The following is a 13,474-nucleotide window of genomic DNA, read 5'->3' as shown; positions in this document are numbered from 1 at the left end:
CACTCGATTTGTGATTGATGTTCCTTATAATATGTGAATTTTTTATTTACCTTGGTTTGTAAATATGATTAGCATATTAAGTAAATAATATTAAGATTGGGGTTTTTAGCATGGCACAAACTGGAACAGTTAAATGGTTCAATGCAGAAAAAGGATTCGGTTTCATTGAAGTAGAAGGCGGAAACGACGTATTCGTACACTTCAGTGCTATCACTGGCGAAGGTTTCAAAACACTTGACGAAGGTCAATCTGTTGAATTTGAAATCGTTGAAGGCGACCGTGGACCACAAGCAGCTAACGTTGTAAAACTTTAATTTGCTTATATAAAAAGGGTGCCCCCAATGGGGGCACCCTTTTTAGTATGCTTTTTTAAAGTACATCTGCTTTAACCTTGTTCAATCTATGAAGGATAGTGAATTGGTGATGCCGGTCCCAGATCAATTCCGAGCAGCATCCAGATGATTAACATAGCTGTCCAAACGATTGAGAAAACAATCGAGTATGGGACCATGACGGAAATAAGTGTCCCAATCCCCATCTTCTTATCATACTTTTGCGCAAAGGCGATGATAATCGCGAAGTAGGTCATTAATGGTGAAATAATGTTGGTCGTCGAATCAGCGATCCGGTACGCCATTTGTGTCAGTTCCGGAGAATAGCCGAGCTGCATCATAATCGGAATGAATACCGGAGCCATAATCGCCCATTTCGCCGAGGCGCTGCCGATAAATAAATTAATCAATCCAGTCACAGCGATGAAGGCAAGAACTAACGGAATTCCCGTGAAATTCACACTCTGCAAAAACTCAGCCCCATATACACCAAGAACAATCCCCATATTCGTTTCATTGAAATAGGCAACAAATTGACCGGCCGTAAAGGCGAGAACAACAAACATCCCCATCGAAGCCATCGTATCGGACATTTGGTTCGCGACATCTTTGTCATTACGAATCGTCTTCATTAAGACGCCGTACACAATCCCCGGGACGAGGAACAGCACTAAAATAACAGGGCCCAACGAGCGCATAAACGGAGAATTGGCGATCGGGTTCGGCCCTTCCCCGCGCAGAGGTCCCCATTCAGGTAACACAAGCAGAGACATAATGACAGCGACAATAACCATTGAAATACCTGCCCATGTGAGGGCGCGCTTTTCGTCTTTTTGTAAGTAGTCAATTCCCGTAGGGCTTGCCTCCAGCTTGTTTTTGTACGTGCCAAGTCTCGGTTCGACGATTTTTTCAGTGACGAACGTTCCGGCAATGGTCAAGACGAATACAGAGACCGCGATAAAGTAGTAGTTCATCGCAATATTGATTGTCTCAGCATAGGCCGGATCAAACGTCGCCGCCGCCTGTCTTGTCAGTTCGCCAAGCATCGGATCTGTGGCAGAGAGAAATAAATTCGCGCTGAAACCGGCGGAGACGCCCGCAAAAGCAGCAGCAAGCCCGGCGAGAGGATGGCGGCCTAACGCAACAAAGAGCAGCGCTCCTAATGGAGGAAGAACAACATAGCCGGCGTCGGAAGCGACGCTTGACATAATCCCGGCGAAAACCAGGGCAGCGGTAATTAAGCGGCTCGGGACAGAAGTGACAAGGCCGCGCAGCGCAGCGCTAATAAGCTGACTTCTTTCGGCGACGCCAATCCCGATCATCGTCGCGAGGACGACACCGAGCGGAGCAAAGTTGATAAAATTGCTGACCATGCTTGTGACAATATAAGCGATTCCCTCTCCGCTTAACAGATTGGTGATGGCCAACGTTTCACCGGGCTCGGTCGGATTCTCGACGCTGATGTCAAAGGAAGATAGTAGAGCGGACAGAAACACAACAACGACGGCTAATATAGCAAAAAGCGTAATCGGATGAGGCAATTTATTACCAACGCGCTCAATGAAGCTTAGAAATTTTCCGAAAATACCTTGCTTCTTTATTGAATCATCCATCAAGATAAACTCCTTTCATCATAAAATATAGAGAGTGTGCGATCTGTTTAAAAGGAAACACGATTTTGATTCTACCGTATTATTAACGGAGCGTGTACGAAAAAACAAAAAATAGTAAAAATGACCTAAAAGATATTTCAGAAAAATAAATGTATTGCTTCTATTTGCGAATTTAGTAGGGAATCATCGGAAGGATAGTCCAATAAAATTATGGTAAGCAAATTAGAAATGGAAAGAGGGGAAGTTGCTTCGATTTTTTTAAAGATAAGAAAGTAGAAAAGTTTTCGGGTTGATTCGAGGAAGGGCGTCGGCTTCTAAGAAAGGACGCTACGTGTTTTCTTATTTCCTGTAATTTTATTATGTAAACAATAAAACTGACATAATGACGAAAATCAATGAATAGGATAAAATAAAGAGGTGAAAACGCTTTCTGGTAGGCGATCACTTGTGAAAGTTGGTGAACTGTATGAAAAAACTTGTTCATGAAGACTTATCACTCGCTATAACGCGTAAGGAGTTAAAAGGAATTGTCCAGGCTTGTTTGAACCAGCAATTTCAAATATTTTGGGGGTTTCATAAAGGGACGATGATTTTGCACATTTATAATTCAGAGGAGCGGAATTTATTAACATTCCGTCGTCATAAACATTACCTTGAGCTTCTGCGGGCCCAAATCATTAGTTTCCCTGTGCTGCAAGTACTTGATTTCTCGATTCAATTTACGTTGAAAACGAGGAAGAGGCTGGAGCAAAAAAGAAAACGGACAGCCCGGGAGATTTATCAGGAGATCGACTATTATTTAATGGTCCTTCATGAAGAGCTGACGACTAACAATCAAATGAGTGTGCAGGAAATAAAACATAAACTGGAGGAGTTACGGAGGGAGCAGAAGCGTCTGGCAAAGGGCTGAGCCGCCGCCTCAAGTATTGGAGAGAATCCATGGTACGGCGGCACGCAGGCTTGGGAAATGAGCATCGGCGCCGGTCACGTTTTGTCCAATGCCAATCGTCGTACATCCCGCTTTTTTGCCCGCTTCAATATCAGCCTGCCGGTCGCCGACCATCACGCTTGCTGCAAGATCAACATCATATCTCACGGCTAAATCTTCAAGCATTTTCGAGCCTGGTTTGCGGCAGGCGCAGCCTGCATGGGGAGCGTGGGCACAATAGGCAATCGCCGTGATTCTGGCCTCGTAAGCAGCCAGCTGCCTGATCATCTCCTGATGAACCTCCTGGAGGGAAGCTTCACTCATGTAGCCAAGGCCGACGCCGCCCTGGTTTGTTACGACAAATACCGGCCAGTTCGCCCGGTTGAGAAGATGTATCGCTTCACCGACACCATCTAACAAGAAAAAATGCGATGGACGATTGACGAATCTCACTCGTTTCGATAACACTTCATTTATTACCCCATCCCGGTCTAAAAAAACAGCTTGTCTCATAATGCCTCCTTTCAAGATTAATCATAAGCAAAATTGCTGATTTTCATACGGAAAAGAGATTTTAAATAATAAAAATATTCAGAATTATATTGACTGATCGATTCTGAGCCGCTAGAATAAACGTGAATAAGCGAGGATTTAATTGTAAACGTTTTCTTATATTATGCGTAATTTAGCTGATTTCTCCAATTTAACCGCTTTTAATTCAAAGAATTTGTCGAAAAAAATGTAAACGTTTTCTTAAGATCGCCCTTTATCACTGAAAGGAGGTGGGGAAAACGACTGACTTCGCAAGACGATAACAGGTAAGGAGGAGATAATATGGGAAAAAAAAGAGGTCTTACGGTGATTTTATTTGTAAGCGTTATCATGATGCTTGCTGCCTGCGGTGGCGGAACGTCAAGCGATCCTGCACAAACTCCGGATGCACCGGCGCCTGATGCCGGCGGGGAGGCCGCAAATAATGGAGAAGTGCGAACATTTTCATTCGGCTACGACCAGCCGCAGTCCACCGGTTACGGAATCGCCGGAGAAATTTTTCGTGAGAAGCTTGAAGAATTAAGCGGCGGCAAGATGACGATTGCCCATTATCCGGGAGCTCAGCTTGGCTCAGAGCCTGAAATGCTGCAAAAGGTTCGTTCCGGAGATATTGACTTTATTATCAGTTCTACTGCGAATGCGACAACTGTAGCGGAGCAGTCAGCCGTTTTTTCCTTGCATTATATTTTTGAGGATGAAGACCACCTCGCCCGCGCCTTGGCTGATCCGGAAGTCACGCAGGCATTGAAGGATATGTTCAGTGAGTCGGTAACCGGAGCACAAGTATTGTCGCCGATGACGCTAGGTTTGCGCAATATGTATTCCAAGGATGAAATTCAGAGCGTCGACGATCTCAATGGCAAAAAAATTCGCGTACAAGCCACAAGAACCGAGGACGTGCATATGCCGGCCTATGGAGCGCAAACCGTTCATATGGCATTTGGCGAAGTCTACACGTCACTCCAGACCGGAGTAATGGATATCGCTGAAAACGGCATTAATGTTTATTTGGAAAACAAGCATTATGAGGTTGCCCCGATCCTCTCGATTACTCAGCATGCCGCCAACAATTCCGTCGTCTGGGCGAGCGACAAAGTGATGGAAAGCTTAACGGAAGAAGAAAGGGAATGGGTTCAGGCTGCCGCTGATGAAGTCGGCAAAAACCAGCCGAAGAAGGCATTGGAGCTGGAAGCGGAGTCGTTGGCCGAACTGGAAGAGCTTGGAGTGAAAGTGGTGAAGGAGGTAGACAAGTCGGGCTTTATGGAAGCGGCCGAACCGATTCAGGATCAATTAGCGGCGGAAATGGGACCGCATGCCGAGAAAATTTTACAGCTCGTTCGTGCGTTGCGCTAAGCAAACTCGTTTTCGGTAACGGATCGCCAGCAATTTGAGCAAGGTCTGCTTCAACAGCCATTCCGTCTTTGGAGCAGACCCGTTCTACAAAAGTGAGGTGTCTGGAATGAGTCAAAAGGAAACGATTGTTTCTCAACAAGACCGCAACTTGAAATGGAAAGCATTTGATGTGCTGGAGCGGATTTTGATGATTCTTTGCGGAGTGGCGATAGCGGGCTTTACATTAGGTGTCTTTCTAGACGTCGTTACCCGCTCGATAGGTCATCCGTGGCTCTGGCTCCAAGAGGTAACATTGGGCTTCTTCGTCTACGGGATCTTTCTAGGCGCTTCGGTTGCCGTACGCCGTAATGAGCATGTCATACTTGCCAATACAACTGAAAATTTGCGAGGAGCAAGCCGCGTACTGCTGGAAACATTTAACCGTCTTGTCGTACTCGGTGTTGCTCTGTCGTTATTGTATTTCGGCTACATCAATTTCCTGCACGGCTTTCAAAGCTATTTGATGCCTTCAATGACCCCGATCGCTGTCTTGACCGTTATTCTTCCCATTTCCGGGGTGCTGATCTCCCTCTTTACGATTGAGCAGCTCATTAATGGGTGGAAAAAAGGATTTCATACGCACTCGATGTTTGAGGAAAACAAGTCGGATGAAGAGGAGATGACCGGATAATGTCAGCTGGAATGATAATCGGATTAATGAGCTTTCTGTTTCTCTTTTTTGGTGTAATTGGCGTGCCTGTTGCCTTTGCGATTATTGCCAGCGTGCTCGTTGCCACCTTGTTCACAGAGATCAGCCTTCCTTCAATGGTCGGTCAGCTGTTTAACGGGATTAACTCCGTCCCGCTGATGGCGGTTCCATTTTTCCTGCTTGCCGGCGAGCTGATGGCCTCAACGAATATTACCGAGCGGATTATCCGCCTGGCCAACAGCCTGGTCGGTCATATTCGCAGCGGGCTGGCCCAAGTAAACACCGTTTTCAGTCTGTTTTTCGCGGGGATGTCTGGTTCCTCAACCGCTGATGTGGCTGCGGCGACGAGAATCCTCGCTCCGCAGATGAAAAATGAAGGCTATCATCCGGCCTTTACCGCGGCGTTGATCGCCGCAACGGCGACATTGGCCAATATCGTGCCGCCGAGCATTATGGCGATCATTTACGGGGCGAGCGGCGGAGTTTCGATTATCGGCATTTTTCTTGGAGGAATTATTCCCGGCATCTTAATCGCCGGCGGCTTTATGGTGTATTGTTTCTTCTTTCAGGCGCCGCCGATTCGCAAACAGCGCTCGACCTTTGTGGAAATCAGCCAGGCAGCAAAGAGGGCGGCGCTTCCGCTGATGATTCCGTTTATTATTATGGGCGGAATTTTGAGCGGCTGGTTTACGCCGACAGAAGCCGGGATGATTGCCGTCGTCTACACGATCTGCGTCGCGATTCCCGTCCTAAAAAAGAGCCATTTGCGCCATCTTCATAAAGATTTTATGAATGCCGGCGTCCTCTATTCGGTGCCGTTAATCTGCGTCGCGGCAGCCTCGGCGTTCGGCTGGATGATTGCTTACTTAAAAGCGCCCGAAGTCGTTTCCGGCTATATCGAGCGCTTTGCCGGCACCAATCCGATTTTGATTATGTTTCTTGTCATCCTGATGTTTATTGTTGTCGGCCAATTTGTCGATGCGGTTCCGGCGATCATTATTTTTATGCCGATTGTCATTTCCCTTGTCGAACTTGGCAATATCAACCCGGTTCATATGGGGGTTATCGTCATTATCACGCTTGCCTTCGGTTTAATTACACCACCGTACGGCCTCGCTTTGCTTTTGGCGTCCGGGTTGTCAAAGGTCCGCTTTAAAGACGCTTTGCTGCAATGCTTGCCGATGTATGGAGTGTTTATTATCACCTTGACGATCGTCGTCTTTTTCCCTGATACGGTGCTGTATTTGCCGAAGGTCTTTATGCCGGAATCAGTCGGCTGCTTTGTCGGACCGGAAGGCGGCTATATTTGTCCATAACGGAAAACAAAAAAATATGAGCGAAAAGAGCTGATCGAGATGAATCAACGAGTTGCTTTAGTCACCGGGGCAGCAAGCGGGATAGGCCGTGCTGTTTCGGAAGCTTTTTTCAAGGAAGGAGTGACCGTCTGCCTTGCTGATCGCGATTTGCAACAGGCGGAAGCTGTCGCTGCGGTGTTCAGGGAATACGGCGGGCGGGCAAGCGCCTATCAGGTTGATGTCAGGAATGAGGAGAGCGTTGGAGCGCTATTTGACGCTATCGGCCAGCAGTTCGGCAGGCTTGATCATTGCGTGACGTGTGCCGGCGTGATTAATAAAACGAAGCTGCTTGAGCTGACGTTGGCTGAATGGGAGGAGGTTATACGGATCAATTTAAGCGGCACATTTCTTTGCGTGCAGAAATCATATGAGCTGATGCTGCCGCAAAAGACCGGCAGCATCGTCGCGATTGCTTCGGACACGGCGAAGCGCGGCGGTGGAAGAATCGGCACCGCCGCCTACGGTGCGTCAAAAGGCGGCGTGCTGGCGATGGTGAAATCAATCGCAAGAGAGATGGCCGGGTCGGGAATCCGGATAAACAGCATTTGTCCGGGCCCGGCTGATACGTCGATGCATCATCAGCTGAACGAGGAATTACGGGAAAGTGTCGCAGCCGCTATTCCGCTTGGGCGGTTTGCGAAGCCGGAAGAGATTGCGAATGCCGTTCTGTTTCTCTGTTCGGATAAAGCGAGCTATGTGTACGGCGAAAGCCTGAATGTCGATGGCGGGATTTTAATGGAATAATGCCAAATTGAGGCGAAGGAGATGATTCGATTGACGAAGAAAGTAAAGCTTGCCGTAGTCGGAATCGGCAGAATATCAACGGCTCATATTCGCAGCATCTTGCAGGCGAAGGAAAAGGCTGAGCTTGTCGCTGTCATGAGCAGAAACCGCAGCCGGGCTGAAAAAGCAGCGAAAGAGTACGGCATTCCGTCCATCTATACCGAATATGAGGAGCTATTAAATAATCCTGAAATTGACGGTGTTATTCTTTGCACACCAAATGAAGTGCATGCGGAGCAGGCGATCGCCGCGGCGCAGGCCGGCAAGCACATCCTTGTCGAGAAGCCGATGGCGATGAGCGTTGAAGAGGCTGAAAAAATGGTTGAAGCGGCCGACAAGCACCATGTTACGCTGATGATCGCGCAATGCCGGCGCTTTTTTAAGGCGGCACGCGCCGCCAAAGCTTCGCTGAAACAGAAACAAATCGGTGAAGTGATCGACACAACTCATTATTTAGGTGTGTCGTTTGACCGGGTACTGACGGAATGGTGGAACGAAATGAAGCATCTCATTGTTGAGTTAAACGCCCCTCATCCGCTCGATACGACATTGTATCTTCTTGAGGAAGCACCGGAAACGGTCTATGCGGTTGGCGGAAGCTTCAGCGACCAGCTGGCCGGCACAAGTCAGGCGACGATTGTGTTGACATTTCCTTCAGGAAAAACAGCAACGGTTCATCTCTCCTTTCATTGCGCGCCACCTTATAATGAGCGAATTATCGTCGGCACAAATGGGACGATGCGGATTAAGGATGAAAAAGATTTATGGATCGCTGATGAGCTAATGGTGACAGAGCCGTACGGCTCCTATCTTGATGGCGGCGTCAATTTCGAGCGGCAAATGGCGGAGTTTTGCGAAGCGATCATTGATGGGCGTGAGCCGATTGCTTCCGGAAGAGAAATCGTTACGCTGATGAGAGTGCTTGATGCTGTCAAGCAGTCGCTAGATCAAAAGCGGGTGATTTCACTTGCAGAAAAAGGAGAGGGGGTGAAGCAATGAAGCAGCTGCCAATTAAAGTGGGCGATTCGGTTCAATTCAGCAAAACGATCGGCGAGACCGATGTGTATTTGTTCGCCGGGATTACCGGGGATTTAAGTCCGAATCACGTCAATGAGCAGTACATGAGTAAAACAGCTTATAAGAAAAGAATCGCTCATGGCGTGCTTTCGGTCGGCTTTGCCTCGACGACTTCAACATTAATGGTTGAAAAAACCGGCTTGCCTGCCGTCTCATACGGCTATGACCGGATCCGCTTTATTCAGCCGATTTTTATCGGCGATACGATAACCGTGTCATATACGATTACCGAAGTGGACGAAGGCGGGCAAAAGACAAAGGCGTCGATTGAAGTCCGCAATCAGGATGACGAGCTTTGTACCGTCGCAACACATATTTTAAAATTCATCGACAGGGAGGACTAAAGTATGAAGATTGAATTGAACGGGCAGGTCGCGATCGTAACCGGAGCGAGCACAGGAATTGGGGCGGCGGTTGCGAAAGGGCTTGCCGAAGCTGGCGCCCAAGTTGTCGTCAATTATAACAACAGCAAAGAGAAGGCGGAAGAGGTTGTTTCCGAGATTGAAAGAAAAGGAGGACGCGCCATCGCGGTCCAGGCCGATGTATCACGCAAGGAAGAAGTGGAAGCCTTATTTGCGCAAACGGTTGACACCTATGGCAAGCTGAATCTTTTAATCAATAATGCCGGCGGTCTGTTAAAGCGAACCGCGATTGAGGAAATGGAGGAAGAGCTGTGGGACCGCGTCTTTGAAGTTAATGCGAAATCGGTCTTTTTATGCTCGAAGCAGGCGATTCCACTTTTGAAACAGCAGGGAGGGGGCAAGATTATTAATCTCTCCTCACAGGCTGCGAGAAATGGCGGCGGTGGCGGTTCGATCGCTTACGCCTCTTCAAAAGGGGCGGTAAGCACGTTTACAAAGGGGCTGGCGAAGGAACTCGCTTCCGCAAATATTCTCGTAAACGGGATTGCTCCGGGAATTATCGCGACGCCGTTCCATGATCGCTACACGCCAGAGGAGATGCGGGCGAAGATGCAGATGCAAATCCCGCTCGGCCGTGAGGGGACACCGGAGGAATGTGTCGGTGCGGTGCTGTTTCTCGCTTCTGAGGCAGCCGATTACATGACTGGCGAAATGATCGAAGTCAATGGCGGCACCTTAATGGACTAAGGGCGGATGAGGGATGACGAATAATCTAGCAGATGTCTTAATGAAAAGCCTGGAGAAAGTGACGGAGATCGAAAAGAAAGTGAGCGATTTTCCTCATATTACGAAGGACGGAAAATGGCTGACATTCCGCTACGGTCATTGGACCGGCGGTTTTTGGACGGGATTGCAATGGATCAAATCACTCTATGAGACCGATCAGCAGAAGGCGCTTCAGCAGGCGGCAGCTTGGGCGCGAAGGTTGAAAGCCCGGACGGATGACAACAAGACGCATGATATGGGCTTTCTTTTCGGCCCGAGCTGCGTAATGGGCGAGCGTCTGACAAGTGACGGCCAGCTGAAAGAGCTGGCGATTGCCGGCGCCTATAATATGAGCGATCTTTACGAGGAGCGAGCAGGATTGATTTTGGCTTGGGATGAGCCGGGCTATGAAGGTGTCGCCATCGTTGATACGATCATGAATTTACCGCTCATGGTCTGGGCAAGTCAAGAAACAGGGAACGAAAAACTGGCGCAAACCGCCATACAGGTTGCCGACAACATCATCCGCTATCATGTGCGTGCGGATGCTTCCACCTATCATACAGTGCGCTGGGACACCGAGTCCTTTGCTGTTGTTGAACGGGGGACGCATCAAGGCTTTTCCGCCGAAACTTGCTGGTCCCGCGGGCAGGCCTGGGCACTGTATGGATTTGCCAATATGTATCGCTATACGGGGGAGAAGCGCTATCTTGACTGCTCCGCCAGGCTCGCTGACTACTTCTGGGACCATCTTGACGACGGAACGACTTTGCCGCGCTGGGATTTTTATTTTAGAAATGAGCCGGATGCGCCGATTGATTCTTCGGCGGCGAGCATTGCCGCAGCCGGGATGCTCCTGCTTGCCGACCAATCACCGGCGGAGCAGGAGGCGCGCTGGCATAAGCGCGGCGAGCTTCTTGTTCAGGCGCTGGTTGACCATTGCTTTTCGCCCCGGTCTGATTGCTATGGCTTGATTGAAAGAGCGACCGTTGATCAGCCGCGCCGCTCCGGGATCGGCGAGTCGACGATGTACGGTGATTATTATTTCGTTGAGGCGTTATACCGCTTAATTCATAAAAACGATCACGAGCGATTGGCGCTTTTCTATTAACTGGCAAAAAAAGGGGATGAGAGAATGGAAGTCCTGTCTGCCAAAGAAGCAGCGGCTTTGATTCAGTCCGGACAGACGATAAGCGTCTCCGGAAATGGAGAAATGCTGCTGCCGGATGAGGTTTTGCAACAGCTTGAGCAACGTTATTTGGAAACAGAGCAGCCTGATCAGTTGACGCTCGTGTACAATGTCATTCCCGGAGCACAGCGCAGCGGCACGGGAATTGACCGCTTTGCCCACAAAGGAATGGTGAAACGAATTTATGCCGGAAGCTATTATACGCTGAAGGTAGATCGATTAAACACATTAATTGCTGAAAACGAGGTAGAAGCTTATTTAGTGCCATACGGGGCGCTTTACAATATGGTCCGGTCCGCCGCCGCCCATCAGCCCGGCATTCTGACAGCGGTTGGCCTGCATACGATGGTGGATCCGCGCATGGCGCAAAACAAATTAACGCCACGAACGACGGAGGAGCTGGCGACCGTTCAGGTGATCGACGGCCAGGAATTTTTATTTTACAAAGCGCTGCCTTCCGATGTCGCGATCATCCGGGCGACAACGGCCGATGAAGATGGCAATCTGTCGCTGGAGCATGAGCCTAATTCCATCGGAATCCTCCACCAGGCAATGGCGGCAAAAAACAATGGCGGCATCGTGATTGCCCAGGTCTCTCAGCTCGCCGAACGCGGCAGCATTCATCCGAAGACAGTGACGGTCCCGGCAATCTTTGTCGATTATGTTGTTCTCGTTCCTGAGCAAATGAAGAATATGCCATACAATCCGGCCTGGACCGGCGATATTCGCCTCCCTGTCAAACAGCTTGCTCCGGCACCGCTCGATTACAAAAAAGTGATTGCGCGCCGGGCAGCAATGGAGCTTGAGCCTGGGGCGCTTGTCAACTTCGGTTTCGGTGTTAGTGCCGGCGTGCCGCAAATCGCTGCTGAAGAAGGCATTGCCGAGCAGGTGATTTTCAACGTCGAGCACGGCCCGGTCGGCGGAATTCCGAACAATAAAGAAGCGTTTGGCGCCGGCGTTAATATGATGGCGGTTATGGATGCTCATGCAATTTTTGATTTTTATGATGCCGGACGGCTCGATATGACCTGCCTCGGAATGGCCCAGATAGCCTCGGATGGCAGCATTAATGTCAGCAAGGTTAATGGCAAATATAATCTCGGCGGCTTTATTGATATCGTCCATGCGACGAAAAAAATTGTCTTCTGCGGCTCGTTTACAGCAGGGCAATTACATGTCGCGATTGAGAATCAGGCGATCCGCATCATCCACGAGGGCCGGCATAAAAAATTTGTCAGGGAACTCGCGCATCTCACCTTTAATGGCCGTGAAGCGCTGAAAAAAGGGCAGGAAGTTTATTATGTGACAGAGCGCGCCGTCTTCACTTTGACAGATAAAGGGGTAACGTTAATCGAGATTGCGCCGGGAGTTGAGCTGGAGCGCGATATTTTGCAGCAAATGGAGTACCGGCCGCATATTGCAGAGGAACTTACTTATATGGATAAACGCATTTTTTCCCCGGAAAAAATCGGACTAGATGAAGCGGAGCGATTTGCAGGGAAACAATCAAGGAGGTATGTAAGATGAAAAAAGATCTAAAGCTGTCAGGAGTCATCCCCGCTAATTTATTGCCGTTTACAAGCGATTTGGACATTGATGAAAGAAATTACCGCCGCCATCTCCGTGCATTGATTGAGACGCCCGGAGTTAGCGCGATCACAACAAATGGTCATGCCGCTGAAATCGCGACATTAACCCGGGAGGAGCAGCAACGCAGCCTGGCGATCACCGTCGAAGAAGCAGACAAGGAAATTCCGGTCATTTGCGGAATTTATGCCGATGGGACGAAGCAGGCCGCCGAGCTGGCGAAAATGGCTGAACGGGAAGGGGCAGATTGCTTATTAATCTTTCCGTCCGCTGTGCTTGATCTGGGCGCGCAGCTCAGACCTGAAATGGCTTATCGTCATTATGAAGCAATCGCCGAAGCGACATCGTTGCCAATGATCGCCTTTGTGTATCCGGTCACGTCGGGACTGCATTTGCCGACCGAAACCGTTGTCCGGATTTGCCGTGACATTGATCAAGTGGTGGCGATCAAAGAATGGTCCAATGACATTAGCGTCTATGAGCGCAACTATCGCGAGCTGAAGGCCCTGCCGAAGCATATATCTGTTTTGACGAGCTTCAGCAAGGCGTTGCTTCCTTCACTTTGCATCGGGGCGGACGGCATTTTATCCGGACACGGCAGTATGATTGCCGAAATTCAGGCCGCTTTGTTCGACGCCGTGCAAAAGGGTGACCTGGCATTGGCAAGAGAGCATGCCGCCCGCCTCTATCCGCTCGTACAGGTTTTCTATGCCGAGCCGTTTATCGATATGCATAACCGGATGAAGGAAGCGATCGCGATGCTCGGCCGGATTGACGAAGCACATGTCCGTCCGCCGCTTCAACGCATCTCCGCTGAAGAAAGGGAACAGATCAGAAAGGCGCTGATTGAAGCGCGTTTGCCAGGCTCGGAAAATCTCCGCTAAAGCAGG

At 49.3% G+C, this 13,474-nt stretch carries 14 protein-coding genes; 12 read left to right on the top strand and 2 right to left on the bottom strand.

The window, feature by feature from the left end; all coding sequences use genetic code 11:
* Positions 1-110 precede the first annotated feature (110 nt).
* Positions 111-314 carry a cold-shock protein gene (locus M3202_RS05370; RefSeq protein ID WP_251194025.1) on the top strand — a complete coding sequence of 68 codons (204 nt, stop codon included), beginning with the start codon at positions 111-113 and terminating at the stop codon, positions 312-314.
* A gap of 86 nt (positions 315-400) precedes the next feature.
* On the opposite strand, the gene M3202_RS05365 is transcribed toward M3202_RS05370, so the two are convergent.
* The gene (locus M3202_RS05365; protein ID WP_251222318.1) at positions 401-1,945 is read right to left on the bottom strand and encodes an AbgT family transporter; all 1,545 of its coding nucleotides are present in this window, start codon (positions 1,943-1,945) and stop codon (positions 401-403) included.
* 466 nt (positions 1,946-2,411) lie between these two features.
* On the opposite strand from M3202_RS05365, the gene M3202_RS05360 reads away from it, so the two are divergent.
* Entirely contained in the window at positions 2,412-2,855 is a 444-nt protein-coding gene (locus M3202_RS05360; protein WP_251194027.1) for a YkzI domain-containing protein, read from the top strand.
* A gap of 9 nt (positions 2,856-2,864) precedes the next feature.
* Here M3202_RS05360 and M3202_RS05355 read toward each other — a convergent pair whose 3' ends face one another.
* Complete coding sequence (locus tag M3202_RS05355) at positions 2,865-3,386, bottom strand: D-glycero-alpha-D-manno-heptose-1,7-bisphosphate 7-phosphatase (RefSeq protein WP_251194028.1); 522 nt, start codon at positions 3,384-3,386, stop codon at positions 2,865-2,867.
* 321 nt (positions 3,387-3,707) lie between these two features.
* On the opposite strand from M3202_RS05355, the gene M3202_RS05350 reads away from it, so the two are divergent.
* The 10 genes from M3202_RS05350 (at position 3,708) to M3202_RS05305 (ending at position 13,468) form a co-directional block, all read left to right on the top strand.
* Positions 3,708-4,778, top strand: coding sequence for a TRAP transporter substrate-binding protein (locus M3202_RS05350; RefSeq protein ID WP_251222317.1), 1,071 nt, complete (start codon positions 3,708-3,710; stop codon positions 4,776-4,778).
* 106 nt (positions 4,779-4,884) lie between these two features.
* Positions 4,885-5,448 (top strand): TRAP transporter small permease, encoded by a 564-nt coding sequence (locus M3202_RS05345; RefSeq protein WP_251194031.1) that lies wholly within the window; start codon positions 4,885-4,887, stop codon positions 5,446-5,448.
* Positions 5,448-6,782, top strand: a complete 1,335-nt coding sequence (locus M3202_RS05340; RefSeq protein WP_251222316.1) for a TRAP transporter large permease — start codon at positions 5,448-5,450, stop codon at positions 6,780-6,782. The genes M3202_RS05345 and M3202_RS05340 overlap by 1 nt, the downstream gene beginning before the upstream one ends.
* Before the next feature lie 39 nt (positions 6,783-6,821).
* Positions 6,822-7,565 carry an SDR family NAD(P)-dependent oxidoreductase gene (locus M3202_RS05335; RefSeq protein WP_251222315.1) on the top strand — a complete coding sequence of 248 codons (744 nt, stop codon included), beginning with the start codon at positions 6,822-6,824 and terminating at the stop codon, positions 7,563-7,565.
* A gap of 30 nt (positions 7,566-7,595) precedes the next feature.
* Positions 7,596-8,603 (top strand): Gfo/Idh/MocA family protein, encoded by a 1,008-nt coding sequence (locus M3202_RS05330; RefSeq protein WP_251222314.1) that lies wholly within the window; start codon positions 7,596-7,598, stop codon positions 8,601-8,603.
* Positions 8,600-9,025 (top strand): MaoC/PaaZ C-terminal domain-containing protein, encoded by a 426-nt coding sequence (locus tag M3202_RS05325; protein WP_251194035.1) that lies wholly within the window; start codon positions 8,600-8,602, stop codon positions 9,023-9,025. The genes M3202_RS05330 and M3202_RS05325 overlap by 4 nt, the downstream gene beginning before the upstream one ends.
* Before the next feature lie 3 nt (positions 9,026-9,028).
* Positions 9,029-9,790 (top strand): SDR family NAD(P)-dependent oxidoreductase, encoded by a 762-nt coding sequence (locus tag M3202_RS05320; RefSeq protein ID WP_251222313.1) that lies wholly within the window; start codon positions 9,029-9,031, stop codon positions 9,788-9,790.
* 13 nt (positions 9,791-9,803) lie between these two features.
* Positions 9,804-10,919: a glycoside hydrolase family 88 protein gene (locus tag M3202_RS05315; protein WP_251222312.1), complete on the top strand. Its 1,116-nt coding sequence runs from the start codon at positions 9,804-9,806 to the stop codon at positions 10,917-10,919.
* Between the two features lie 24 nt (positions 10,920-10,943).
* Positions 10,944-12,524, top strand: a complete 1,581-nt coding sequence (locus M3202_RS05310; RefSeq protein ID WP_251222311.1) for an acyl CoA:acetate/3-ketoacid CoA transferase — start codon at positions 10,944-10,946, stop codon at positions 12,522-12,524.
* The gene (locus tag M3202_RS05305) at positions 12,521-13,468 is read left to right on the top strand and encodes a dihydrodipicolinate synthase family protein (protein ID WP_251222310.1); all 948 of its coding nucleotides are present in this window, start codon (positions 12,521-12,523) and stop codon (positions 13,466-13,468) included. The genes M3202_RS05310 and M3202_RS05305 overlap by 4 nt, the downstream gene beginning before the upstream one ends.
* The last annotated feature ends 6 nt before the right edge of the window (positions 13,469-13,474 follow it).

The sequence above is a fragment of the Halalkalibacter oceani genome (assembly GCF_023715605.1).
Lineage (GTDB): Bacteria > Bacillota > Bacilli > Bacillales > Bacillaceae_D > Halalkalibacter > Halalkalibacter oceani.
The sequence above is the reverse complement of the archived record's forward strand: the minus strand, read 5'-3'. Positions and strand labels throughout refer to the sequence as shown.